Raw genomic sequence first — 24,323 nt, 5'->3', positions numbered from 1 at the left:
CCACGAGCGGTCACCCAATACACCGGAGTGGGAACCCATCGTCACCACCGGGCTTGTCCCGGTGGTCCATGGTCCGCAAACTGGATTGCCAGGACACGCCCGGCAATGACGGTGAACGTGAGGTTTGGTAGACCTGTCAGGCCCCTGCCCGCGCCTCGGACAAGGCTTTCAAGTCGGCAGGAGCAAGCGTCACGCTTTCGCCGCAGCCGCAGGCGCCGGTCTGGTTGGGGTTCTTGAAGGTGAAGCTCGACTCCATCTTGGACTGTTCGAAATCCATGACCGTTCCGAGAAGGTACATGGTCGCCTTGGGATCGACCCAGACATTGACCCCGTGATCCTCGACGTGATCATCGCCGGCGATCGGCGCCTCGACATAATCCATCGTGTAGCTGACGCCGGCGCAGCCTGCATTCTTGATGCCGACACGCAGACCGATAACTGGCTTATCGCTGTCTTCGATGATCTCGGTAATGCGCTCGGCAGCAGCATCGGTGAGAGACATGATCTTGAACGGCATCGGCAGAAACCTTTATCGGCGTTTTGCGATATATAGTGTGAAACGCGCCGGATTACCACCAGTTCAACGCGACTTGAGCTTCTTCGCTCATGCGCGAAGCATCCCATGGGGGATCGAAGACCATGTTGACGGTGACATCTTGGATGCCTTCGACACCACGCGCGGCGTTTTCCACCCAGCCAGGCATCTCGCCGGCCACAGGACACCCCGGTGCGGTCAGTGTCATGTCGATGGTCAGGTTCCTGTCGTCATCAAGATCGACCCGGTAGATGAGGCCGAGTTCGTAGATGTCGACGGGAATTTCCGGATCGTAAACGGTCTTGAGCGCGGCGATGAGATCGGTGGTGATGCGCTCGACTTCGCCTTCGGGAAGCGTGTCGGACATTGTCGGCTGAATGCGGGTATCGATAGCTTCTTCGGTCATGTCAGCCTTCCTCAGGCGAAAAATTTGCGGGCGCGCTCGATGCCGTCGACCAGCGCGTCAACGTCGTCCTTGCCGTTATATAGGGCGAGCGAGGCGCGACAGGTAGAGGTGACACCGAAGCGTTTGAGCAGCGGTTGGGCACAATGGGTCCCGGCGCGGACGGCGATGCCGTAGCGGTCAAGGACGGTGGCAACGTCGTGGGCATGGGCGCCGGCAATTTCGAATGAGAATATGCCGCCCTTGCCTGGCGCCGTGCCGATGAGGTGCAAGGAATTGATGCGGCTCAGCTTTTCGTAGGCATACGCGGCGACGTCATGCTCGTGTGCGGCGATGGCGTCTCGACCGATGCTGTCCATGTAGTCGAGGGCGGCGCCGAGCCCCATGGCCTGAACGATCGGCGGGGTGCCGGCCTCGAAGCGATGCGGCGGCTCATTGTAGGTGACGCCCTCGACAGAGACCGCGTCGATCATTTCGCCGCCGCCCTGATAGGGCTGCATCTCAGACAGGAGATGGTATTTCCCGTAGAGCACACCAATACCGGTGGGGCCGTAAAGCTTATGGCCGGTCATGATGTAGAAATCGGCGTCCAGATCCTGCACGTCGACCTTGGTGTGAACCGCACCCTGCGAACCATCGATCAGGACCGGAATACCCTTTGCATGAGCAATGGCGATCATGTCCTTGATTGGATTAACCGTTCCCAGGACATTTGACATATGCGTAACAGCAACGATACGCGTTCGATCGGTGAGCGCCGCTTCAAAAGCCTCGAGATCGAGGCTGCCGTCGTCGTGGACATCGACGAATTTCAGCACAGCCCCTTGGCGCTCCCGGTGGAAGTGCCAGGGCACGATGTTGGAGTGGTGCTCCATGATCGTGGTGACGATCTCATCGCCAGCGGAAATGCGTGGACCGGCAAAGGACGACGCCACGAGATTGATGGCCTCAGTCGCGGACTTCGTGAACACGATCTCTTCGATGCGGCCGGCATTGAGGAAGCGGCGAACGCTTTCCCGGCCCGCCTCGTAGCCCTCGGTCGCCCGGTTGGCCAGCGTGTGCAAACCCCGGTGGACATTGGCATATTCGTGGCGGAAGGCCTGGTCCATACGGTCGAGAACCTGCACCGGCTTCTGCGCCGAGGCGCCGCTATCGAGGTAGACCAGGCGGTGGCCGTGGATCTGCTCGCCGAGGATCGGGAAATCGGCGCGGACTTTTTCGAGGTCGAAGGTCATGGGGGTTGCCTCTGCTTCACCTCTCCTCTGAGGGAGAGGTCGACCGTCTTCGGTCGGGTGAGGGGGCCTTCCTCCGCACCGTGTTTCTTGTAGGGCCCCCTCACCCGGCGCTACGCGCTGACCTCTCCCCCAAGGGAGAGGTGAAGGGGCTTCGACGTCAGTTGCCGCTCAGGAGCCAGCCGTCGACGATGCCCTGGAGGGCTTCGTTGAGTTCGAAATCCTCAACCGGATCAAGCAGTTCGGCGATGAAGCCGCGCACCAGCATGGTTTCGGCTTCGGCTTTCGGGATGCCGCGACTGAGGAGATAGAACAGGCTATCCTCGTCGAGCTTGCCGCAGGTGGAGCCATGACCGCAGACCACGTCGTCGGCGTAGATTTCGAGCTCGGGCTTGGAGAGGATTTCGGCCTCGTCCGACAGCATAAGGCCCTGATGCATGAACTTGGCGTCAGTCTTCTGGGCATCGCGGGCAACGATCAGCTTGCCCTGCACCACCGCCCTGGAGCGTCCGCGCGAAATGGACTTGAACAGCGGCTGCGAGGAGGTGTGCGGCACGGCATGCCGCGTTTCCATCGTGATATCAGCATGTTGGCCGTCAGCAACGAGGTTCAGGCCGGTGATATCGGCGTGGGACTCGGCGCCACCAAGAGTGGGATACACATTGGTGCGGGACAGGCCGGCACCGAGATGGATGGTCAGTGTCCGGAGCTTGGCGCCATCGGCGAGATGATACTCGTTGGTGGCGAAATGCGTAGCGGCACGGGCATTTAGGTCGACGGTAATGTGGGTGAGGACCGCGCCTTTACCGAGGGCGATATAGGTGGCGTGGTTGCCGACATGGGCGGCGTCCGATCCGGAGAAGGTCTCGACGATGGTGGCGGTGGCACCATCGGCAACGAAGACCTTTACAGCATCGGCCATATGGGCGGCCTCGCCTTCGATGCGGCGCTCGATCTGGATGACCGGGTCGACGGAATTCTCAAGAGTTAGCGTCAGAGCCGAATTCGTTAGCGCATTGCTAACACTAACGAGCAGGTCGTCGCGGGTCGTGAGCACGCCACCGTCGGCCTTGCCGACGATGACGCCAGCGGGGGCCGTGGACGCGTTCTGGATGACGCCATTGGCAATCATCAGTGTGTAGGCGCCAGGGATGCGCAGCGCGGGTGCACTGGCCTCGTTGGCGGGCTGGCCGAGCGCCGGGACGGTGCGCAGCAGGGTCTTCAAGTCGGTATAGTGATAGGCCTCGACCCGGCGGGTAGGCAGCCCGGCGACGGTGATGCGCTCGGCGACCTGGTCAGCGCCAACCGACTTGAGCTGGGCGATGAGGGTCTCTTCGGCAGGACCAAGCCTTACGGGAAAGTTCGGACGCATGATCAGGCCGCCTCGCCGCCGTAATTGGCATAGCCTTCGGCCTCGAGCTTGAGCGCCAGCGACTTGTCCCCGCTTTCCACGATCCGGCCGTCGGCGAAGACGTGGACGACGTCGGGAACGATGTGATTGAGAAGGCGCTGGTAGTGGGTGATCACCAGCATGGAGCGCTGGCCGTCACGCAGGGCGTTGACGCCCTTCGAGACAACCTGCAGCGCGTCGATATCAAGACCGGAATCGGTTTCGTCGAGCACGGCCAGCGACGGCTTGAGGAGCGCCATCTGCATGATCTCGGCGCGCTTCTTCTCGCCGCCCGAGAAACCGACATTGAGCGGACGCTTGAGCATTTCGCTGTCGACGTTGAGCTGCGAACCGGCTTCCTTGACGAGGCGCATAAAGTCCGGGGTCTTGAGTTCGTCTTCGCCCCGCGCCTTGCGCTGGGCGTTGATGGCGGCCTTGAGGAACGTCATGGTCGCGACGCCGGGGATCTCGATCGGGTACTGGAAGGCCAGGAACAGGCCCGCGGCGGCGCGCTCGTCAGGCTCCATGTCGAGGATGTTCTCGCCGTTGAGCAGAATCTCGCCCTCGGTGACCTCATAGTCTTCCTTGCCGGCCAGCACGTAGCTCAGCGTCGACTTGCCCGAGCCATTGCGGCCCATGATGGCATGAACTTCGCCGGGCGGGATGATGAGGTTCACACCCTTGAGGATTTCGCGGTCCTCGATGCGGGCGTGCAGGTTGCGGATTTCAAGAACGGGGGTGGTCATTTCTGTCTCCAAATGCGGACGGGATAGCTGCGGCGCTCAGGCGCCCGGCTCGCCATCCCAGTAATCGAGGTGGTTCTCGCCTTCGCGGCCACAATGGCGCAGGCGGTGATCGGGTGAAGTGCGGCTGGTCACCTGGAATTTGCCCGAGTCCGGGTATTCGCAGACTTCGGTGTCGGCATTGTTGGCTATGCCCAGGTACTTGAGAGTTACCGATCCGGTATTGAGGATCTGATGCGCCGTTTCCTGGCCGCCGGTGGGTGCGCCCAGAACGTCGCCCGCCTTGAACGAATAACGCTCGGCGCCGAAGCGGTAGGTCCCCTCGCCTTCCAGCACAATGAAGAGTTCCTCTTCGACGTGGTGGTTGTGGAAGGGGCAACTCGACTTGCCCGGCGGCACTTCGTTGTAGCTGATACCGAGCTTTCCAAGACCCAGCAGCCTGCCGAACGATGTGTCAGCAGACTTATAGAGCGTACCCTGCTCCCAGGCGTCGAGCGCCAGCGAGGCAAGGGTCACAACCGGGCTACGCGTTGCGGCGCTCATCTCAGCCCACGCTGCCTTCGAGGCTGATCGAGATCAGCTTCTGGGTTTCGACCATGAATTCCATGGGCAGATGCTGGAGCACGTCGCGCACGAAGCCGTTGACGATCAGCGCTACGGCTTCTTCTTCGTTGAGGCCGCGCTGCATGCAATAGAACATCTGGTCGTCGGAAATCTTCGACGTCGTCGCTTCGTGCTCGAAGACGGCAGTGCCGTTGCGGCTCTCGATATAGGGAACCGTGTGGGCGCCGCACTTGTCGCCGATGAGCAGCGAGTCGCACTGGGTGAAGTTGCGGGCATTCCTGGCCTTGGCATGGGCCGAGACCTGGCCGCGATAGGTGTTGTCCGAAAAGCCGGCGGCGATACCCTTGGAGATGATGCGGCTGGACGTGTTCTTGCCCAGGTGGATCATCTTGGTGCCGCTATCGACCTGCTGATAGCCGTTGGAAATGGCGATCGAGTAGAACTCGCCGCGCGAACCGTCGCCGCGCAGGATGCAGCTTGGATATTTCCACGTGATGGCGGAACCGGTTTCGACCTGGGTCCAGGAAATATGCGAATTGACACCACGGCAATCGCCACGCTTGGTGACGAAATTGTAGATGCCGCCCTTGCCGTCCTTGTCACCGGGATACCAGTTCTGGACGGTCGAGTACTTGATCTCGGCATTGTCGAGGGCAACGAGTTCGACGACCGCAGCGTGGAGCTGGTTCTCGTCGCGCATGGGCGCCGTACAGCCTTCCAGATAGGACACGTAGCTGTCATCGTCGGCAATGATCAGCGTGCGCTCGAACTGGCCGGTATTCTTCTCGTTGATGCGGAAATAGGTCGACAGCTCCATCGGGCAGCGAACGCCCTTGGGAATGTAGACAAACGAGCCATCGGTGAAGACCGCGGAGTTAAGCGTGGCGTAGTAGTTGTCGGAAACCGGGACTACGGAGCCGAGATACTGCTTCACGAGTTCGGGGTGCTCGCGCACCGCTTCCGAAATCGAGCAGAAGATGATGCCGGCCTTGGCCAGTTCCTCGCGGAACGTGGTCACAACGGAGACGCTGTCGAACACGGCGTCGACTGCGACATTGGCGCCAAAGGGCGTGCCTGTTGGTTCGCCCGCGCCCTGAACGCCTGCGAGGATCGCCTGCTCCTTGAGCGGAATGCCGAGCTTGGCATAGGTCGCGAGGAGTTCGGGATCGACTTCATCCAGGCTCTTGGGGCCCGTGACCGACTTGGGCGCCGCATAGTAGCTGATCGACTGGAAGTCGATCTTTGGATAGTGCACCTTGGCCCAGTCGGGCTCTTCCAGCGTCTGCCAGCGACGGAAGGCGTCCAGACGCCATTCCAGCATCCATTCGGGCTCCTGCTTCTTGGCGGAGATGAAACGGACGGTATCTTCGGTGAGACCCGGCGGCAGGACATCGGACTCGATGTCGCTTTCAAAACCGTACTTGTACTTGTCGACGTCGAGCGCGAGGACCTGTTCGACGGTCTCCCTGTCGATCTCTTCCTTCAACGTCGGGATATCGTAGTCCGCCATACGGCTTCTCCTTTATGTCCCTCGACGGTTCAAGGCCGTCGTGAACGAATGCAAGTGCAGCGGCCTACGCCGCTTTTCCGTCCCGCCGCTGGCGGGACAGGAGGTTTTCAAGGCCGACGAGGAACGCCTCCGCGTCACCCATCGTGGAATTCCAGCCAAAGCTGACGCGCAGGGCGCAATTCGCCAGGTCCTTCGGCACACCCATGGCGGCCAGAACATGACTGGCGCCGACCTTTCCCGAGGAACAGGCCGAGCCGGAGGACACAGACAGGCCCATCAGGTCGAGGGCCATCATCGCCGTCGCATTACCGAGACCGGGGACCGCGAAATTGGTAACATTGCCCGTACGGTTTGCCCCTTGACCGAAGATGACCGCATCGGCAGCGAGTGCGCGGATACCAGTTTCGAGACGAGACGTGATCTCAGCAAGGCGGCCCATATCATAGGTGCAGGCTTCGGCGGCAGCGCCAAAGGCGGCAATGAGGGCTGCCGATTCCGTACCCCCGCGCCGACCCTGTTCCTGACCACCGCCAGGGATCAGGCGAACCGTATCGGCATGCGCCTTGACCAGCAGAGCACCAATGCCTGATGGAGCGCCGATCTTGTGACCGCTGACGGCCATCATATCGGGAGCGGAGGCGGCAAAATCCAGTGGCAGCTTACCCAGAGCCTGCACAGCATCGATAAAGAGGGTGTGACGGGTCGGCCCAACCATGGCGTTAATTCGCTCGATCGGCTGGATAACGCCCGTTTCGTTGTTGACCCAATGGACGGCGACGAGAAGCGTGACGCTTTCGGCGTCGGCACGCGCCAGCACCGCTGCCAATTGATCGAGATCAATGCGCCCGTCGCTGTCGAGCCCTACCGTCCAGATCGGCAGGCCCGTGGCCTCGGCAGCCTTGGCCGCTGCTGCGTGTTCGCCCGCACTGATGGCAATTGCGCTGGCAGAGAGGGCCTTCACGCCACCGGTTATAGCCTGTGTAATCGCTTCGGTCGCCGAACCGGTAAAAACGACCTGACGGGTTTCGGCGCCACAGAGACGCGCAACCTTCTGGCGGCCAGTCTCGATGACGTTGCGCAGCGCGCGGCCGTGGCCATGGACGGAAGAGGGATTGCCGGCAAATTCCAGCGCGTCAAGCAACGCCGCCCGCGCTTCGGGACGAAGCGGGGACGCTGCATTGTGATCGAGATAGACAGTCTGCCTCGCCATCGCGCCTTCCGGACAACACGTGCCCGACATTGCTTCCATGCTTATCGGGAGGCGTTCGAACGCCCCCGCAATCAAACACTTCTTGAATTTTCACGCCCAACTTCATTACAAGGGGCGCTCCAAAGGGCCGCACGCGGCCTGAAAACGAGTTTCGAATAATTCTAAACTGGTGTTTCGGACCCATGTTTTAGGGAGCGGCCCACGCTTAGTCAAGCGCCGTGCACCCTTTCACATGGCCTAGAAACGCCGGGCAGACAGAGCCAGAAGAGGCCGCACAGACCCATGCCAGAAGTGATCTTCAACGGACCCGAGGGACGTCTCGAAGGCCGGTACCAGCCGGGCAAGGAGCCCAATGCTCCCATCGCCATCGTGCTGCACCCGCACCCGCAATTCGGCGGGACGATGAACAACCAGATCGTCTACAATCTCTTCTACATGTTCGCCGAGCGTGGCTTTTCGGTGCTGCGCTTCAATTCGCGCGGCGTGGGCCGCTCGCAGGGCGTGTTCGACCACGGCATCGGCGAGCTTTCGGATGCGGCGGCAGCGCTGGACTGGCTGCAGATCATCAACCGTGAATCGCGCGGCTGCTGGATTGCCGGCTTCTCTTTCGGCGCCTGGATCGGCATGCAGTTGCTGATGCGCCGTCCAGAAGTGGAAGGGTTCATTTCGGTGTCGCCGCCGGAAAACCTCTACGATTTCTCGTTTCTGGCCCCCTGCCCTTCGTCCGGCCTCATCATCCATGGCGACAAGGACCGCGTGGCTCCGGCAAGTTCGGTGCAGAAGCTGGTGGACAAGCTCAAGACCCAGAAGGGCATCACCATCGAGCAGCAGATCGTGGAGGGTGCAAACCACTTCTACGAGGGCAAGATCGACGAACTGACCACACGGTGCGCGGAGTATCTCGACCGTCGCCGTCAGGAGATCGCGGACGGTGGCGGGCGCTAGTCTGTATCGACCTTCAACCGAGGCAGGTCTGCAAATACCAGTTTTCTGCGCTTCCGGTGCTCACGTACCAACGTACGTTCCGCTCCGGTTCTCGAAAACCACCATCTTCGCCTCCGCCTGAGTTGAATTTCGATACAGCCTTGGGCGCAATCGAGGCGATTGATTGAGAGGGACCTCATCCTGAGCCTGTCGAAGGACGGGGTCCCGTGTGCACCGACCCCGTGGCTCGACAAGCTCACCATGAGGTCTCACAAGGCTTCTGTGGTTCAAAATGACCAAGTTCGACTACACATCCGAATTCATGCGCACGCTGTCGGAGCGCGGCTTCATCCACCAGACCTCCGACGATGCGGGGCTGGACAAGCTGTTCGCCACCGAAACGGTGACAGCCTATATCGGCTTTGATCCCACCGCTTCCTCGCTGCATGTGGGCAGCCTCATCCAGATCATGATGCTGCACTGGCTGGAAAAGACCGGCCACCGCGCCGTTGCCCTGATGGGCGGCGGCACCGGCATGGTGGGCGACCCCTCGTTCAAGGACGAGGCGCGCAAGCTGATGACGCCCGAGACCATCCAGGGCAATATCGACGGCATCAAGCAGGTGTTTTCGAACTACCTGAGCTTTGACGACGGCAAGTCGCTGATGGTCAACAATGCCGAATGGCTGCTGCCGCTCAACTATCTCGAATTCCTGCGCGACGTAGGCCAGCATTTCTCGGTCAATCGCATGCTCAGCTTCGACTCGGTGAAACAGCGGCTGGACCGCGAGCAGTCGCTCTCGTTCCTCGAATTCAACTACATGATCCTGCAGGCCTACGATTTCGTGGAGCTCAACCAGCGCTATGGCGTGCGGCTGCAGATGGGCGGCTCCGACCAGTGGGGCAATATCGTCAACGGCATCGATCTCGGCCACCGGCTGGGCACGCCGCAGCTCTATGCGCTGACGTCGCCGCTCTTGACCACGGCTTCGGGCCAGAAGATGGGCAAGTCGCTGAACGGCGCCATCTGGCTCAATGCCGACATGCTCTCGGCCTACGATTTCTGGCAGTACTGGCGCAATACCGAGGACGCTGACGTCGAGCGCTTCCTCAAGCTCTACACGACGCTGCCTCTGGACGAGATTGCCCGCATCGCCGCCGGGGATATCAACGAGGCCAAGAAGCGCCTCGCCACCGAAGTTACAGCGATGATCCGTGGGCGCCAGGCTGCAGAGGAAGCGGCGGAAACGGCGCGCGCGACGTTCGAGACCGGCAAGCTGGACCTGTCGCTGCCTACGGCCGAGGTGACCCATGCCGAACTGGCCAATGGGATCGGCGTGCTCAATGCGCTTGTGAAGGCGGGCCTTGCGGCATCGAATGGCGAAGCGCGGCGGCATGTGCAGTCGGGAGCCGTCAAGGTCAACGACGCCGTCATCGAGGACGAGAAGCTGATCCTGTCCGACAATGCGCTGCTCGACGAGGGCGTGATCAAGCTTTCGGTCGGCAAGAAGCGCCACGCGCTGATCAAGCCGGTCTAGCGAACAAACACTGTGTCGCCATTGGACGCGATCCGAGGGTGGTACGGTTGGGGGTGGAGGCATCAAGGCAAGGGCATCGCGACGGCGGTGCCCTTGGCTATTGCGCGGGCGCCGGGGGGAGTTCGCGGGCGCGGAATTCGAAGAGTTCGCGCAGGAAGCCGGGCGCCAGGATAGACAGCGGATTGACGAGGAATTGCGGCTGGTCGAGCGGGCCACGCACCGCGAAGGTGACGCCGACCAAGCCCTCGCCGTTGCGGCCGCCAAGCAGCGGACCCAGCACGGGCAATTGCTGGAAGATGTTGTTGAGGCCAAAGAGCGGAACGTAAGTGCCGGTGAGGTCGTAGCGGCGCTGATCGGTGTAGATGAAGCCGCGCATGGTGCCGCCCACGGTATCGCCGGCGAGAACGGCATCGGTGACCTCGACGCGGTCGCTGGAGCGGATGAAATCGACCTGGGCAGCACGGAAATCGAGGCGGTTCGACGCGGCGATGGCAGCGCGCGAGTCGGAGTGATTGCCAAGGATCTGAACGACGTTGTCCTCGTCGACGATAGCGAAGTTGCGCATGACGAGCTGACCGGCCTCGGCGTTGACGTTGCGATCGGTGGTCATGACCAGGCTGCCCGAGCCGCCCGCCAGTTGCGAATAGATGCCAAGGAGCCGGAGAACCGTGCCGGCGTCGTTGAAGGCCATGGACAGCGTGCGACCGTTGGGCGCCGGGTTGGTGGTGATCGAGAGCGCATTGCCCTCGTCGAACTGTGCCGTGAGATTGACGCGGCTGAGGTTCACGCCGCGCAGGGACATGTCGAGATCGATGTTGAAGGCGGTCGTTGCGTAGTAGCCGATGGCCCGGTCGAGCTGCACGTCGAGCACCAGGGACTGGCTGAACTGGGTGGACTGAACGCCGCCGCTGCCCTGGTTGAGGCTGAAGAAGCGCCCCAGAACCGGCTTCAGATCGAGTTGCGCACCACGGATGCGGACGGCAAAGCCGTTGTCCGTGGGCGTGAGGCTGACGGTTGCGCTGTCGCCCTCGCTCAGGGCGAAATCGGTGAAGCTGGCGGAAACGAGACCATCGGTGGCGTGATAGTCGAGCGTGCCGTTGAGGCGGACAGTCCCGAAACTGAGGGCGATATCCTCAAGGTGCGTCACCTCGCCATCGGGGCGGACGATGGCGCTGAGCTGCCCTGGCGTACCAACGCGCTTGGAGATCCCGAGGTCCCTGATGTCGAGGCTGGCGCCTTCGAGATCGACGGTCATCTGCAGCGCGCCGTCGGCCAAGGGCTGGGCGACGAACTGGACCTGCCCGTCGAGGAACTCGGAGGCATCGAAGCCCATGCCGGCGAGATCGGCCACGGCCAGCGTCGACTGCAGGCGGAACACCGGATCGGCACCCATGGCACCGGCAACGGAAATGTCGGCCTCCATGTCGTCGATGGTGGCCTTGCCGCCGAGCTGGTAGCCATCCTGATTGGCCGAGAAGGAGAGCTGGCCGTTGCCGATGATGCGGCCCTCGATCGGGTCGGCGCTGGCAAAGTCGGTCACCGTGCCGTTGACCACGTAGTCGATGTCCATGGCGCGGCCGGCATCCTCGTCGCCCAGTGCGATGGTGGCGACAAGTCCGAGATCGACGGTGCCGGTGAGGCTATCGAGATCGATGGGCAATTCGGCGCTGGCCAAGGCATCGGGTTGCTGCTGCTTGACGAGGGCCAAAAGCGCGGGGATCGGCGCGTTGAGGTCGCCCGAGATTTCGACGATGCTTTCACCGGCGGCGGAATTGTCCATCACGAGCGCCGGACTGGTCACGCTGATGGTGCCGCTTTCGGTTTCAAGCGTGCCGCCGCCGCCGGATATGGAGACGTTTTCGTCGTCGACGCGCAGACGGGTGTCGCCGGCTATGACGATGGGCGACATTTCCGGGGTCGGCTTGATCGCGACCTCTTCGCCGACGATCTCAATCTGCATGCTGTCTTCGGGAATGGGCTTGTCCTCGCCGCCGATGCCGAAGCTGCCGACGGGAAAGTTGAACCGCATGCGGGCACTCTTCACCCGGCCGTCGGTAACGTTGGCGACGAACCAGTCGCGGCTCTCCTTGCCCATGATGTAGGGCCACAGGCGCTTGAAGTCGTCGGCCGACACGCCCTGCCCGGCCACGGTCATGTCGAGGCCGATGCCGGACTGCAGCAAGTCCATGCGGCCAGCCGTTTCCACCACGGCGTCGCCGCGGCGTGCAGTCAGCCTGTCAATGCCGAGGGCGCCGTAGAGCGGCGTCGACCAGCCCGAGAATTCCACCGTTTCGAAGGGCGCCGCTGGCGCGTCCATGTCATCGGGGTGGATGGCGACGTCGCGGGCATGAATGGACATGCCGATGGTAGGACCATAGGTGGTGTCGAGGCCGAGCACGAAGACGCCGGAGACAAGGGCGCTGCTCTGCCCGATCTTGAGCGCGCCCTCTTCCATGCGGAACTGACCGGATGCGGGCTCCCAGTTGATATCAAGAATGGAACTGGCGACCGGAAAATGATCGGTGCCCAGGCGCAGGTCGAGCCCGGTCAGATCGATCTTGAAGGCGCCGCCGACGAGCTTGCCCTCGTCCGGGGTAAAGGTGACGTCGATCGACAGAGCGCCGGCGCCCGGAAGCGCGGCGATGCTGGTGCTGTCGTCCACGAAGGGCACGAAGGCGGAAAAGTCGAGGTTGGTGATATCGGACTGGAGGCGGCGCGTGCCGTCCTCGTCAATGGAGCGATCGATCGTACCGAAGACGGTGCGGGCACCGATGCGGGCAGAGAATTCGCCGCTCACCCTCTGTTGCCCCGGCACTGCGCCGATCTCGAGCGAGATATTCCTGAATTGGCGGAACAAGCCATAAAGCGGATCAGCCATGTCGACGTGACCATCGCGAATGACCAGCCGCGAGAAGCGTCCCTGACCGATCTGCTCGACCAAGTCGGCGATGGCCACTTCGCTGGCTTCGAGATTGTAGATCAGCCAGTCATTGTCCGAGCGCATGGGAGGGACGATTCCCTCGTCGAACGAAATGCCCTCTGACGAGATCGCGACCGCCGGGAAAGCGTCGTCGCCTTCAAGCACGCGCACGGTCGCAGGGCCGCCATTGGGATCGTCGACCACCTCGAGCGTACCGGGACGCGGACCATAGAGGTCCTGGATGATCTGCACGTGCGGGCCGACGATGGTCACCGTCGTGCCAGGCTGCCCGAACAGGGCACGCGCCGGAGAAAAGCCGACCTCGAGCGCTTCCATGCCGATACGGGCGCCCGACTTGCTGTCGGAAAACTCGACCGGTGAGAAGCGGATCACGGGCCAGACGCCGTTTTCGAGCGCCAAGGCCATATCGCCCATCTGCAGGTCCGCGGTCGGCGGGACGAAATTCTGGACGAGCGACCGGATCGCGCTGCCGGTAAACGGTATGCGGATCGGGGTGAAAAGCATGATCGCATAGAGGATCAGGACGACCAGACACGGCAGGCCCAGGACCCAGGTGAGGACGCGTCGAAGGCGCCGCATCCGTTTCGGGGGCGGCTTGGGCGGGTCCAACTCTGGAGACGATTCTGGTACTGTCGCTTCGTTCACTGCCGCCACGCCGATGACAGGCAGGTTATGTGGCCCTGCCCAATCAGAATCATCCGCCCCCTGCGGTGAATTGGAAGATGATACCGGCTGGAATGTGACGCCGACACCCTCTATTCATCCGCAAACCCAGGAACCGCGATGACACATCTCAAAGAAGGACATGCCGCTCCCGACTTTTCCATCGCGCGGGATGACGGCACGACTTTGGCCAAGGCAGACCTCGCCGGCCGCCGCGCGGTTCTTTTCTTTTACCCCGAAGACGACTCGGGCGGCTGCGTTGACGAAAACCAGGAGTTTTCCGCGCTGGCAGGAGAATTTGCGGCGCGCGATACGGTGCTGGTGGGCATTTCACCTGATACCATCGACAGTCATGTGAAGTTTCGCGGCAAATATGGCCTGGCCACCCCTTTGGGCGCCGATCCCGAGAGAACGACGATCGAGGCCTTCGGGCTCTGGCAGCTCAAGAAGCTTTATGGCCGGGAATTCATGGGCCTCGTGCGCACCAGCTTCATCATCGACAGAAGCGGCCGTATTGCGCGGATCATCAGAGCGACACGCATCAAAGGGCATGCGGCCAAGGTGCTTGCGGCCCTCGACGCACTGCCGCCAGATCAGTAATTTCCCGAAGTTTGCGGCTTCTTAACCAAGCCAGCGCACACTCCGATAACCATAGTTGGCGTGTTTCGGGGATCGTGGCGTGCGTCATTCAGCCATTTCGGACAGCACAGGGCACAGACCCAGCCGTCGCGGTATCCGCCCTGCCCTGTTCTACGGCATGTTCGCGGTGCTGCTTGGCGGTAACGCCGTAACGGGTACGGCCCTGATGATGGCTCCCGATATTGCCCGGCTGCTCGGCGGACAGAACGAACTCGTGCTTTCCGCCTATGAAGACCGTTTGGCGCAGATGCGCGTCGAGATCGACCGGTTGCACTCTCGTAATTACGCCCAAGCCGGCGACATGAACCTGCAGCTGCAGGAATTGTCGGCACAACAGGAAGTGCTGCTCGAGCAGCATCAGCTCGTCCGGGCCCTGGTGACGAAGGCCGACCAGCTCGGCATTGCGGCCGTTACGCCGGCGCAGGACGCGCCACTCGAACTTTCGCTGGAAACGACGCATTCAGGCAATCCGGATGTCGCAGCCACCGCAGCCAGCGTGGCGCAGATGATGGACGAAACACAGATGGCGATGACCGGCATCGCCGTGGCCGCAACAGAACGCACGGCCGGCATCGTCAGCGAACTGGGCAAGCTCGGCATCACGCTCGACCTGCCCGACACGCAGCCAGCCGGCGTCGGTGGCCCGTTCATCGCGGCAGATGACGCCCTTGCAAGCGTGCCGATGATCGAAGACGCCAATGCGGTCATGGATGCGCTGATGCTTTACCAGGCCGCGCGGGACAGCCTCAGCGTCGCGCCGGTGCACATGCCGATAACGGGCAACTTCCGGCAGAGCTCCGGCTATGGCAATCGCAAGGACCCATTTACTGGCGCGCGGGCCTTTCATTCGGGCCTGGACTTCGCCGCGGCGACCGGAACTGCCGTGCTGAGCGCGGCCGATGGGGTCGTGACCTTCGTGGGCGAGAAATCCGGCTACGGCAAAGTGGTCGAAGTGGACCATGGCAACGGGCTGATTACGCGCTACGCGCATCTGAGCGCCTATCTTGCACGCCAGGGGCAGTCCGTGCAGACGGGCACCCCGATCGCCAAGGTTGGCTCAACCGGCCGATCGACCGGACCACACCTGCATTTCGAAGTGCATCGCGGCGATAAAAGCCTCGATCCTAAACCGTTCCTGGATACCGGAAAGCGTATCCTGGCCATGCTTGGGTAGCTGGGCCGAGTATCGACCCGGCTGATGCGATGTCACCACCATGGTCTGCCCTCGGACTGGATCCGAGGGCTTTCTTGCAAAGTGCGGTGGTGTGGCGGGTGGCCCTCGGGTCTGGCCAGAGGGCGGAACGGTGCGCGTGGGGGCAGAAAGCCCAAGTAAACAAAAACCCCGGCCAGGCGGCCGGGGTTTGTCGTTTTGAGGTGATCAGTCGCCGGTGACGTCTGTGGCAACGCCAACGCGCTGGGCGAGAGCGGCTTCCATGAATTCGTCGAGGTCGCCATCGAGCACGACCGAGGGCTGACCGCTTTCGACGCCTGTCCGCAGGTCCTTGACCATCTGATAGGGCTGCAGGACGTAGGAGCGGATCTGGTGGCCCCAGCCGATATCGGTCTTGTTGGCCGCCTGGGCGTTGGCCGCCTCTTCGCGCTTTTGCAGTTCCATCTCGTAGAGACGGGATTTCAGCATGGCCATGGCCGTTGCACGGTTCTTGTGCTGGCTGCGTTCCTGCTGGCAGGCCACGATGATCCCCGAGGGCACGTGGGTGATGCGGATGGCCGAATCGGTGGTGTTCACGTGCTGGCCGCCGGCACCGGAGGCACGGTAGGTGTCGACCTTGAGGTCGGCTTCGCGGATCTCGATCTCGATGGAATCATCAATCACCGGATAGACCCAGCAGCTCGAGAAGCTGGTGTGGCGGCGGGCTGCCGAGTCATAGGGGCTGATGCGCACGAGGCGGTGGACGCCGCTTTCCGTCTTGAGCCAGCCATAGGCATTATGGCCCTTGATCTGGATGGTCGCCGACTTGATGCCGGCTTCTTCGCCGTCATGCATTTCGAGCACTTCCACCTTCATCTTCCGGCGTTCGGCCCAGCGGGTATACATGCGCAGGAGCATGTTGGCCCAATCCTGGCTCTCGGTGCCACCGGCGCCGGAGTGGATTTCCACATAGCAGTCGTTGCTGTCGACTTCGCCGGACAGCAGGGTCTCGATCTGGGTGCGGCGGGCAGTGCCCTTGAGATCGATCAGAGCCTGTTCGGCATCCTTGACGATCTCGGCATCGCCTTCGGCTTCACCCAGTTCGATCAGTTCGACATTGTCGGAAATGCCGGATTCGAGCTCGCGCACCGTCTTGACGGCCACATCGAGTTCATCGCGCTCGCGCATGGTGACGCGGGCCTTTTCCGGATCGTTCCAGAAATCGGGAGATTCGGTCTGCGCGTTCAGCGCGTCGAGGCGGAGTTGTGCGGTATCCCAGTCAAAGATGCCTCCTCAGCAGGGTCAGAACCTGCTCGATTTCGGCAACGGTCTTTTCGATTTCCGTGCGCATTTTTGTTCCTAGTTCGTCGCGTTTCCGAACCGCAAAACCGGTCGTTCATTTTGCTGGAAACGCTCAAGTCAATCAGGCGCCCCGTTTAACGGACGCGACACGACGGATCAACCCATGCGCTTCCCGAGCTTAGAAAAGCGCTTGATGGCGGCATCGCGCTTGAGGCGCGACAAGCGCGCAAGAAAGAAGACGCCGTTGACCTGATCGATCTCATGCTGGGCGACGCGGGCCGGGAAGCCGTCGAGATCCATACGGACGGCGGCGCCGGTGTCGTCCTGACAGGCGATGATCGCCCGTTCGGACCGCACAACGTCGACCTCGATGCCGGGCATGGACACCGAGCCCTCCTTGCCAGCCTCCATGGCGTCCCCGAGTTCGATTACGCACGGATTGTAGAGGATCCGGTAGTCGCGCGCGGACGGGTCGGCGATGCTCACGACCGCGACCGGCTCGACATGTCCCAAATGATGGGCAGCCAGGCCATAGGCCTGGACGGCCTGTGCCGCATCCAGAAGTGCCATGCCGACACTGCGCATCCGGTCATCGGGAGGCCTCATGACAGCCGCACGTTGCAGGCGTTCATCCGGCCAGGAAATAAAGCGGGGCGAGGCATCGGCCATTGCGGCATTTTCCTTGTTCATCTTGCAAGTCCCGGCCCCTGCTGGTAGGTCGAACTCGGCTGGTCCCGTAGCTCAGCAGGATAGAGCACAGGATTCCTAATCCTGGGGTCGTGGGTTCGAATCCCGCCGGGATCACCAGCCCAATCTAGCGCAAAGATGCATGTCCCGCTCGCCGTGTGGCGCTGCGCGCTCTGGCCTGCAATCAATTTCACGAATTGCGCTTGTTCGCGCCGGGCAGTCTTCTAAGGTTCATCCTGGGGAGACACATTCGGGAATTACTGTGGCTTGTTGTCCCATTTCGTCCAAGGTGTCTTGATCATCGGGGCGCGATCACGCTTTTTGTGTCAAGATCATACAAGGATTTGAATCACCTACCGATTTCCACCAACCAGAAAGGTCAGTCATACCGCTGATGCTGCCAGCCCATATCCTCCTCTTTGTCGTCGCCGCGCCGTTCGTGACGGCCCTGATCGCTGCATCATTTCCAGCGACTGCGCGCAACGCCGAAGCCTGGCTTTCGGGGATATTGAGCCTAGTTCTCCTGGGTATTTCGATAGCGCTCTACCCCCAGATCGCCGATGGCGGCGTGATCAGGCACGAGATCGAATGGCTGCCATCGCTGGGGCTGAACCTGATCTTCCGGATGGACGGATTCGCCTGGCTGTTCTGCGTGATGATCACCGGAATCGGCTTTCTGGTGGTTCTCTATACGCGGTACTACATGTCCCCCAAGGACCCGGTGCCGCGCTTCTTCGCGTTCCTGCTGGCCTTCATGGGCGCCATGCTGGGGCTCGTGACGGCAGGCAATATCATCCAGCTGGCCATCTTCTGGGAGCTGACCAGCGTCATCTCCTTCCTGCTCATCGGCTACTGGTACCATCGCAGCGACGCCCGCGACGGCGCGCGCATGGCGCTGATCGTGACGGCAACCGGTGGTCTGGCGCTGTTCGCAGGCCTTCTGGTGATCGGGCAAATCGTGGGCAGCTACGACCTCGACGTCATCCTCGCATCGGGCGACACCATCCGCGACCATTCGCTTTATACCGTCGCGCTGGTGCTGATGCTGCTCGGGGCGATGACCAAGAGCGCGCAATTCCCGTTCCAGTTCTGGCTCCCCCATGCGATGGCGGCGCCGACACCGGTCTCGGCGTATCTGCATTCAGCCACCATGGTGAAGGCGGGCGTCTTCCTGCTCGTGCGGTTCTGGCCGGTCATGGCCGGCACCGATGCCTGGTTCTGGATCGTCACTTTCGCCGGTCTCATCACGCTGATGATCGGCGCCTATGCTGCACTGTTCCAGCGTGACCTCAAGGGACTGCTCGCCTATTCGACCATCAGTCATCTGGGGCTGATCACGACGCTGCTGGGGATGAGCTCGCCGCTGGCGCTGGTCGCGGCGGTGTTCCACATTGCCAACCACGCGACGTTCAAGGCGTCGCTGTTCATGGCCGCGGGCATCATCGACCACGAGACCGGTACGCGCGACATCCGGCGCCTCAGCGGGCTTTACCGGTTCATGCCCTTCACCGCGACGCTGGCCATGATCGCCAGCGCGGCGATGGCCGGTGTGCCGCTGCTCAACGGCTTCCTATCCAAGGAAATGTTCTTTACCGAGACGGCGGAGTACGACCCCAACATCTTCGTCAACCTGGCGCTGCCTGTGGGGGCGACCATTGCCGGCATGTTCAGCGTCGCCTATTCGCTGCGCTTTGTGCATGGGGTGTTCTTCGGCCCGCCTCCAGAGGGGCTCGACAAGGAACCGCACGAGCCCCCTGCCCTGATGCGCCGTCCAATCGAATTGCTGGTGCTGATCTGCCTGGCGGTCGGCATCATTCCGGGCATCACCATCGGGCCGTATCTGGCGGCTGCCGTGACGTCCGTGCTCGGCGACGATGTTCCCTATTACAGCCTTTCGGTCTGGCACGGCTTCAATCTGCCGCTGATCATGAGCATCGTGGCGCTGGTCGGCGGGGTGCTGCTCTATCTGGCGCTTTTCAGGTATCTCGCCTCGGGTCAGGATGGCACGCCACTGCTCCATCGCTTCCGCGGACAGCGCATTTTCGAAAAGGTACTCGTGACCGTGACCTGGCGGTGGGCACGCGCGCTCAATACCTGGCTTGGGACGCGCCGGCTGCAGCCGCAATTGCTGATCATCGTCGCGCTCGCCATCCTGGCGGGAGCGGTGCCCCTATGGAACCGGATCGGCGCCGTGGCGATGCCGGTGACGGCGTTCGATCCGGTCTTTGCGCTGATGTGGGGCGTCGGCGGCGCCTGCGCCCTGGCCGCAGCCTATCAGGCCAAGTTCCACCGCTTCGCGGCGCTGATCCTGCTGGGCGGCGCGGGGCTCGTGACCTGCATGACCTTTGTCTGGTTCTCCGCGCCCGACCTGGCGCTGACGCAGCTCGTCGTCGAAATCGCGACCACGGTGCTGATCCTGCTTGGCCTGCGCTGGCTGCCACAGCGGCTGCCGACCCTTTCGATCGACGCGCAGGCACGCGATCGCTTCCGCCGCTATCGCGACATGATCGTTGCCGCCATTGCCGGCATCGGGCTGGCGTTGATGTCCTATCTCATCATGACGCGCCCGGCGGTTGACGGGATTGCCAGCTTCTTTCTCGATAACGCCTATAGCCAGGGCGGCGGCACCAATGTCGTCAACGTCATGCTGGTGGATTTCCGAGCGTTCGACACCTTTGGCGAAATCGCGGTGCTCGGGGTGGTGGCGCTTACCGTATTCGCGCTGCTGCGCCGCTTCCGCCCGGCAGCCGAGAGCCTTGGGAAAACCCAGCAGCAGCTGGCGCAGAACGCCTTCGACGAAAGCCGGCCGGAGCGCAATCCTGGCGACACGGTAGCGGCCTACCTGCTCGTGCCGTCGCAAATCATGCAGTGGCTGTTCCCGGTCATCATCGTGGTTGCGGTCTATCTGTTCATGCGCGGCCATGACCTGCCGGGCGGCGGTTTTGTCGGTGGCCTCACCATGTCGATCGCGTTCATCCTCCAATACATGGCGGGCGGCACGCGCTGGGTGGAAGACCGGTTGCGGATCCTCCCGGTGATCTGGATCGGCTCGGGCCTCGGCATCGCGCTGCTGACGGGCGTCGGGTCATGGTTGTTCGGCTATCCGTTCCTCACGACCTACTTCCAGTATGCGGAAATTCCCTGGATCGGCCGCGTGCCATTAGCGACGGCGCTGATCTTCGATCTCGGCGTGTTCCTGCTGGTCGTCGGCTCGACAGTCCTGATCCTCATCGCCCTCGCCCACCAATCGGTGCGTTCACCAAGGGTCAGCCGAGCCGCGCGCCGCAAGGCCGCGCCGGTGGCCGAAGACGGAGGAGCCCGCTGATGGAAATCGTCCTCGCCATCGCCATCGGCGTGCTCACCGCATCGGGCGTCTACCTGGTGCTGCGGCCCCGAACCTTCCAGGTGATTATCGGCCTGTCGCTGATCTCCTATGCGGTCAACCTCTTCATCTTCAGCATGGGCCGGCTGCGGATCGATGCCGCGCCCGTGCTCGACACGGCGGTCAAGGATCCGGCCGCCTATACCGATCCGGTGCCCCAGGCCCTGGTACTGACCGCCATCGTCATCGGCTTTGCCATGACGGCGCTGTTCCTCGTCGTGCTCCTGGCCGCCCGCGGCTTCACCGGCACCGACCATGTCGATGGACGGGAGTGATAGCATGACCAGTATCTTCGATCATCTCGTCATCCTCCCGATCCTGCTGCCGTTGGCGACAGCCGTCGTGCTGACGCTGCTCGACGACCGCTTCCGCACCGCCAAGGTGACGATCGGCCTCGTCTCGACAGCCATGCTTGTCGGCGTAGCCATCCTGCTCGTGGTGCCGACCGTGCATTTCGGGCCCTCAGACTCCGAGCTGATCAAGACCTATGCGCTGGGCGACTGGCCCATGCCGTTCGGCATCGTGCTGGTGGCAGACCGGTTGTCGGCCCTGATGGTGCTGGTCACAGCCATCCTGGGCATGGCGACGCTGACGTTTTCGGTCGCCCGCTGGCACAATGCCGGGCCGAATTTTCCGGCGATCCTGCAGATCCTGCTCATGGGTCTCAACGGTGCGTTCCTCACCGGCGACCTGTTCAACCTCTTCGTGTTTTTCGAGGTGATGCTGGCCGCGTCCTATGGTCTTCTGCTGCATGGCAGCGGTACCGCGCGCGTCAAGGCGGCACTGCACTACATCGCCGTCAACCTCGTGGCTTCGTTCCTGTTCCTGATCAGCGCTGCGCTCATCTATGGCGTGACCGGCACGCTCAACATGGCAGACCTCATAATCCGGATCCCGGAAGTCGCTGCTGCCGACCGCCCATTGCTCAATGCCGGACTGGGTCTGCTCGGCCTCACCTTCCTGATCAAGGCCGGCATGTGGCCCATCAGCTTCTGGTTGCCGGGCGCCTACTCCGTCGCGGTCGCGCCGGTGGCAGCCATGTTCGCCATCATGACCAAGGTCGGCGTCTACGCGCTGCTTCGGCTGTCCTACCTGCTGTTCGCCGCCGAGGCGGACGGGGTAATCGGCTTCAGCCATAACGTGCTGTTCGTGGGGGGTATCGCTACCCTGATCTATGGCACGATCGGGGTGATGGCGGCTCAGACCAGCATGCGGCTTGCAAGCTACCTTGTGCTCGTCTCCTCGGGCACGCTGCTCGCGGCGATCGGTTTTGGCGGTGCCGGGGTCATGGCCGGAGCGCTGTTCTACCTCGTCATTTCGACGTTGGCGATCGGCGCGCTGTTCCTGCTCATCGAGATTATCGAACGATCTCGAATTGTCGGTGCAGACGTCCTCGCGGTCACGATGGAAGCTTTCGGCGACGGCGAGGAAGAGGAGCAGGAGCCCGAGAACGAGGAGGCTGGTCTCGTCATTCCCGCCAGCACAGCCTTCCTCGGAATCAGCTTCGGTCTCTGCTGCCTGTTGCTGGCGGGGCTTCCGCCGCTTTCGGGGTTCCTCGCCAAGTTTGCCATGCTCAGCACCGCCCTCGGTGGCAACAACAACGGGCCTTCGGTTGAGGCGTGGTGGCTGATGGGAACGCTGATCATCTCCGGTCTTGCGGTGCTGATCGCCATGGCCCGCAGCGGCATCAACATCTTCTGGGCGACGCTCGAGCCAGGCCCGGCACAGGCCCGCATCAGCGAGATGCTGCCGATCGTGGTGATGCTGGCGCTTTGCATCGCCCTCAGCATCGTGCCGACATCGGTGCTCGAATTCATGGAAAGCACGGCCGCATTGGTCAGCGTCCCGGAATACTACGTGCTGGAAGTGATGGGCAGTGGCGCGACCGAAGGCGCTTTCGGAGGGATAAGCCCGTGACCCGTATCTTCCCGTTTCCGCTCCTCACCATCGGCCTGACGCTTGTCTGGCTGCTGCTGCAACAGTCGTTCGGGCTCGGTCATATCCTCTTCGGCTTCGTGGTCGCGTTTTTTGCTTCGCACGCCATGGCGCGTCTGCAGCCGCACAAGCCGCGCATTCGCCGACCGGACCTCATCCTGCGCCTCCTGGTAGAGGTCACGATCGACATCCTGCGCTCCAATCTTGCGGTGGCGCGGATCGTGATGGCCGGCGAGCGGCGCAAGACGACAGCCGCTTTTATCAAGATGCCGCTCGAGCTAAGGGATCCGATGGGGCTGGCCGTCCTGTCCTGCATCATCACAGCCACGCCGGGCAGTGCATGGCTCGAATACAGCCCTGCCGAAAATACGGTTCTCATCCACGTGCTGGACCTGATCGACGAGAAGGAGTGGATCGACACCATCAAGCGCCGTTACGAAACCCAGCTGCTGGAGATTTTCCGATGAGCCAAGCCATCCTGTTCTGGAGCATAGCCATTGCCCAAGTGATGCTTGCCGCCGCCATGCTGGTCACGCTGCTGCGCCTCGTGATTGGCCCCCGCGCGCAGGATCGCGTGCTGAGCCTCGATTCCATGTACGTGGTAGCGATGCTGCTGCTGGTGACCTTCGGCATGCGCGTGGGTTCGGTCATATATTTCGAAGTCGCGCTGCTGATCGGGCTGCTCGGCTTCGTCGGCACGGTCGCCCTGGCGAAATTCCTGATGCGCGGCGAGGTGATCGAATGACGTTCGAAGATATTCCACTGTGGGCCGCAATTCTCGTCGGCTTCCTGGTGGTGTTTGGTTCATTTCTGGCGCTGGTCGGGGCCATCGGCATGGCCCGCATGCCCTCGTTCTACCAGCGCATCCATGCGCCGACCCTGGGCACAAGTTTTGGCGCGATCGGGGTGTTGGCTGCTTCGGCCATCCTGTCGACCATCGGCGAGGACCGTTTCATCGCCCACGAATTCCTGATCTTCGTCTTCGTCAATGTGACGACGCCGGTGACGCTGATGCTGCTGGCGCGCGCCGCGCTCCATCGTGACCGCGTCGAGGGCTCAAGCGAAGTTCCAGCCGTGATGGAAAAGCCTGTCGACCAGTGAGGACAACCTAGAGGTCGTCTTCGGCATCCGCGAGGATCACGAGGACCTGCTCGGTCGTGTCGGCACGCCGGAGCTCGTCGACCACGGAATCCTGCCGGGCAAAGCGTGCGACCTGCGACAACACCTTGATCTGTTCGCCCGATTGCTTGGGCAGGAGCAGCATGACGGCGATATCGATAGGCTCCTGGTCCGGGGCGTCGAAATCGATCGGGCGCGCCAGCGTCGCCAGCATGGCCACCGGCGTTTCAAGGCTCGGTATGCGGGCGTGCGGAATGGCTATGCCCTTGCCCAGCCCCGTGGATCCAAGTTCCTCGCGATCGGTTAGTGCCTGCAAGCATTCGTCGCTTCCAACAAGGCCAAGCGCTCCCGCCTTCTCGGCAAAGAACGCCAGGAGCTGTTCGCGCTCAGCGATATCGATGTTCACAAAAACGCGTTCGGGGGGAAGAAGATCGACGAGCTTCATGTTGGCTATGAT

22 protein-coding genes and 1 tRNA gene are annotated in these 24,323 nt (G+C 62.2%); 11 read left to right on the top strand and 12 right to left on the bottom strand.

The window, feature by feature from the left end; all coding sequences use genetic code 11:
* Positions 1–136 precede the first annotated feature (136 nt).
* The 8 genes from CCK88_RS04490 to CCK88_RS04455 form a co-directional block, all read right to left on the bottom strand.
* Positions 137–517 (bottom strand): HesB/IscA family protein, encoded by a 381-nt coding sequence (locus CCK88_RS04490; protein WP_425290608.1) that lies wholly within the window; start codon positions 515–517, stop codon positions 137–139.
* Between the two features lie 52 nt (positions 518–569).
* On the bottom strand, positions 570–941 hold the full coding sequence (locus CCK88_RS04485; RefSeq protein ID WP_086469313.1) for an SUF system Fe-S cluster assembly protein: 372 nt from the start codon (positions 939–941) through the stop codon (positions 570–572).
* Between the two features lie 11 nt (positions 942–952).
* Entirely contained in the window at positions 953–2,173 is a 1,221-nt protein-coding gene (locus CCK88_RS04480) for a cysteine desulfurase (protein ID WP_086469312.1), read from the bottom strand.
* 157 nt (positions 2,174–2,330) lie between these two features.
* The gene (gene sufD / locus CCK88_RS04475; RefSeq protein ID WP_086469311.1) at positions 2,331–3,542 is read right to left on the bottom strand and encodes a Fe-S cluster assembly protein SufD; all 1,212 of its coding nucleotides are present in this window, start codon (positions 3,540–3,542) and stop codon (positions 2,331–2,333) included.
* A gap of 2 nt (positions 3,543–3,544) precedes the next feature.
* Positions 3,545–4,306 (bottom strand): Fe-S cluster assembly ATPase SufC, encoded by a 762-nt coding sequence (sufC, locus tag CCK88_RS04470; RefSeq protein WP_086469310.1) that lies wholly within the window; start codon positions 4,304–4,306, stop codon positions 3,545–3,547.
* 36 nt (positions 4,307–4,342) lie between these two features.
* A complete protein-coding gene (locus tag CCK88_RS04465) occupies positions 4,343–4,846 on the bottom strand; it encodes a cupin domain-containing protein (protein WP_086469309.1) in 504 nt (167 codons plus the stop codon).
* A 1-nt stretch (position 4,847) separates the two neighbouring features.
* Positions 4,848–6,377 (bottom strand): Fe-S cluster assembly protein SufB, encoded by a 1,530-nt coding sequence (gene sufB, locus CCK88_RS04460; protein WP_086469308.1) that lies wholly within the window; start codon positions 6,375–6,377, stop codon positions 4,848–4,850.
* A gap of 64 nt (positions 6,378–6,441) precedes the next feature.
* A complete protein-coding gene (locus CCK88_RS04455; protein WP_086469307.1) occupies positions 6,442–7,587 on the bottom strand; it encodes a cysteine desulfurase family protein in 1,146 nt (381 codons plus the stop codon).
* Positions 7,588–7,869: 282 nt separating this feature from the next.
* On the opposite strand from CCK88_RS04455, the gene CCK88_RS04450 reads away from it, so the two are divergent.
* A complete protein-coding gene (locus CCK88_RS04450; RefSeq protein ID WP_086469306.1) occupies positions 7,870–8,532 on the top strand; it encodes an alpha/beta hydrolase in 663 nt (220 codons plus the stop codon).
* A gap of 271 nt (positions 8,533–8,803) precedes the next feature.
* Positions 8,804–10,048, top strand: a complete 1,245-nt coding sequence (tyrS, locus tag CCK88_RS04445) for a tyrosine--tRNA ligase (RefSeq protein WP_086469305.1) — start codon at positions 8,804–8,806, stop codon at positions 10,046–10,048.
* A 97-nt stretch (positions 10,049–10,145) separates the two neighbouring features.
* Here the strand turns inward: tyrS and CCK88_RS04440 are convergent, their stop codons facing one another.
* Entirely contained in the window at positions 10,146–13,568 is a 3,423-nt protein-coding gene (locus CCK88_RS04440; RefSeq protein WP_086469304.1) for a YhdP family protein, read from the bottom strand.
* A 204-nt stretch (positions 13,569–13,772) separates the two neighbouring features.
* Here CCK88_RS04440 and CCK88_RS04435 point away from each other — a divergent pair, with 204 nt between their 5' ends.
* Both CCK88_RS04435 and CCK88_RS04430 read left to right on the top strand, forming a co-directional pair.
* A complete protein-coding gene (locus tag CCK88_RS04435; RefSeq protein WP_086469303.1) occupies positions 13,773–14,252 on the top strand; it encodes a peroxiredoxin in 480 nt (159 codons plus the stop codon).
* A gap of 79 nt (positions 14,253–14,331) precedes the next feature.
* Positions 14,332–15,465, top strand: a complete 1,134-nt coding sequence (locus CCK88_RS04430) for a M23 family metallopeptidase (RefSeq protein ID WP_140048884.1) — start codon at positions 14,332–14,334, stop codon at positions 15,463–15,465.
* Positions 15,466–15,669: 204 nt separating this feature from the next.
* Here the strand turns inward: CCK88_RS04430 and prfB are convergent.
* Positions 15,670–16,792 (bottom strand): peptide chain release factor 2 gene (prfB, locus tag CCK88_RS04425; protein WP_140048883.1). Its coding sequence is split into 2 segments (ribosomal slippage): positions 15,670–16,722 and positions 16,724–16,792, totalling 1,122 coding nucleotides; the frame shifts between segments, so codons are not numbered across the junction.
* A 107-nt stretch (positions 16,793–16,899) separates the two neighbouring features.
* The gene (locus CCK88_RS04420; RefSeq protein WP_086469300.1) at positions 16,900–17,433 is read right to left on the bottom strand and encodes a peptide deformylase; all 534 of its coding nucleotides are present in this window, start codon (positions 17,431–17,433) and stop codon (positions 16,900–16,902) included.
* A gap of 40 nt (positions 17,434–17,473) precedes the next feature.
* Between CCK88_RS04420 and CCK88_RS04415 the strand changes: the two genes are divergently transcribed.
* The 7 genes from CCK88_RS04415 to mnhG all read left to right on the top strand — a co-directional run bounded on the left by CCK88_RS04415 (position 17,474) and on the right by mnhG (position 23,848).
* Positions 17,474–17,550: transfer RNA gene (locus CCK88_RS04415), tRNA-Arg, on the top strand.
* 271 nt (positions 17,551–17,821) lie between these two features.
* On the top strand, positions 17,822–20,755 hold the full coding sequence (locus tag CCK88_RS04410; protein ID WP_425290627.1) for a monovalent cation/H+ antiporter subunit A: 2,934 nt from the start codon (positions 17,822–17,824) through the stop codon (positions 20,753–20,755).
* Positions 20,755–21,087 carry a Na+/H+ antiporter subunit C gene (locus CCK88_RS04405; protein ID WP_086469298.1) on the top strand — a complete coding sequence of 111 codons (333 nt, stop codon included), beginning with the start codon at positions 20,755–20,757 and terminating at the stop codon, positions 21,085–21,087. Before CCK88_RS04410 ends, CCK88_RS04405 begins: the two co-directional genes overlap by 1 nt.
* Positions 21,088–21,091: 4 nt before the next feature.
* Complete coding sequence (locus CCK88_RS04400) at positions 21,092–22,729, top strand: monovalent cation/H+ antiporter subunit D (protein WP_086469297.1); 1,638 nt, start codon at positions 21,092–21,094, stop codon at positions 22,727–22,729.
* The gene (locus CCK88_RS04395; protein ID WP_086469296.1) at positions 22,726–23,214 is read left to right on the top strand and encodes a Na+/H+ antiporter subunit E; all 489 of its coding nucleotides are present in this window, start codon (positions 22,726–22,728) and stop codon (positions 23,212–23,214) included. Before CCK88_RS04400 ends, CCK88_RS04395 begins: the two co-directional genes overlap by 4 nt.
* Positions 23,211–23,492 carry a K+/H+ antiporter subunit F gene (locus CCK88_RS04390; protein WP_086469295.1) on the top strand — a complete coding sequence of 94 codons (282 nt, stop codon included), beginning with the start codon at positions 23,211–23,213 and terminating at the stop codon, positions 23,490–23,492. Before CCK88_RS04395 ends, CCK88_RS04390 begins: the two co-directional genes overlap by 4 nt.
* Complete coding sequence (mnhG, locus tag CCK88_RS04385) at positions 23,489–23,848, top strand: monovalent cation/H(+) antiporter subunit G (protein ID WP_086469294.1); 360 nt, start codon at positions 23,489–23,491, stop codon at positions 23,846–23,848. Before CCK88_RS04390 ends, mnhG begins: the two co-directional genes overlap by 4 nt.
* Positions 23,849–23,855: 7 nt before the next feature.
* On the opposite strand, the gene CCK88_RS04380 is transcribed toward mnhG, so the two are convergent.
* Positions 23,856–24,311 carry a PTS sugar transporter subunit IIA gene (locus CCK88_RS04380; protein ID WP_086469293.1) on the bottom strand — a complete coding sequence of 152 codons (456 nt, stop codon included), beginning with the start codon at positions 24,309–24,311 and terminating at the stop codon, positions 23,856–23,858.
* Positions 24,312–24,323 lie beyond the last annotated feature (12 nt).

The organism is Devosia lucknowensis (assembly GCF_900177655.1).
In the GTDB taxonomy this organism is placed as follows: domain Bacteria; phylum Pseudomonadota; class Alphaproteobacteria; order Rhizobiales; family Devosiaceae; genus Devosia; species Devosia lucknowensis.
This window is presented reverse-complemented; position numbering and strand designations above follow the sequence as displayed.

Coding starts and splice junctions, on each gene's coding strand:
- CCK88_RS04380 (WP_086469293.1), bottom strand. CDS start 24,311: ATGAAGCTCGTCGATCTTCTTCCCCCCGAACGCGTTTTTGTGAACATC.
- CCK88_RS04435 (WP_086469303.1), top strand. CDS start 13,773: ATGACACATCTCAAAGAAGGACATGCCGCTCCCGACTTTTCCATCGCG.
- sufC (WP_086469310.1), bottom strand. CDS start 4,306: ATGACCACCCCCGTTCTTGAAATCCGCAACCTGCACGCCCGCATCGAG.
- CCK88_RS04455 (WP_086469307.1), bottom strand. CDS start 7,587: ATGGCGAGGCAGACTGTCTATCTCGATCACAATGCAGCGTCCCCGCTT.
- tyrS (WP_086469305.1), top strand. CDS start 8,804: ATGACCAAGTTCGACTACACATCCGAATTCATGCGCACGCTGTCGGAG.
- CCK88_RS04480 (WP_086469312.1), bottom strand. CDS start 2,173: ATGACCTTCGACCTCGAAAAAGTCCGCGCCGATTTCCCGATCCTCGGC.
- CCK88_RS04420 (WP_086469300.1), bottom strand. CDS start 17,433: ATGAACAAGGAAAATGCCGCAATGGCCGATGCCTCGCCCCGCTTTATT.
- CCK88_RS04465 (WP_086469309.1), bottom strand. CDS start 4,846: ATGAGCGCCGCAACGCGTAGCCCGGTTGTGACCCTTGCCTCGCTGGCG.
- sufD (WP_086469311.1), bottom strand. CDS start 3,542: ATGCGTCCGAACTTTCCCGTAAGGCTTGGTCCTGCCGAAGAGACCCTC.
- CCK88_RS04490 (WP_425290608.1), bottom strand. CDS start 517: ATGCCGTTCAAGATCATGTCTCTCACCGATGCTGCTGCCGAGCGCATT.
- CCK88_RS04390 (WP_086469295.1), top strand. CDS start 23,211: ATGAGCCAAGCCATCCTGTTCTGGAGCATAGCCATTGCCCAAGTGATG.
- mnhG (WP_086469294.1), top strand. CDS start 23,489: ATGACGTTCGAAGATATTCCACTGTGGGCCGCAATTCTCGTCGGCTTC.
- CCK88_RS04485 (WP_086469313.1), bottom strand. CDS start 941: ATGACCGAAGAAGCTATCGATACCCGCATTCAGCCGACAATGTCCGAC.
- CCK88_RS04405 (WP_086469298.1), top strand. CDS start 20,755: ATGGAAATCGTCCTCGCCATCGCCATCGGCGTGCTCACCGCATCGGGC.
- CCK88_RS04440 (WP_086469304.1), bottom strand. CDS start 13,568: ATGCGGCGCCTTCGACGCGTCCTCACCTGGGTCCTGGGCCTGCCGTGT.
- sufB (WP_086469308.1), bottom strand. CDS start 6,377: ATGGCGGACTACGATATCCCGACGTTGAAGGAAGAGATCGACAGGGAG.
- CCK88_RS04400 (WP_086469297.1), top strand. CDS start 21,092: ATGACCAGTATCTTCGATCATCTCGTCATCCTCCCGATCCTGCTGCCG.
- CCK88_RS04450 (WP_086469306.1), top strand. CDS start 7,870: ATGCCAGAAGTGATCTTCAACGGACCCGAGGGACGTCTCGAAGGCCGG.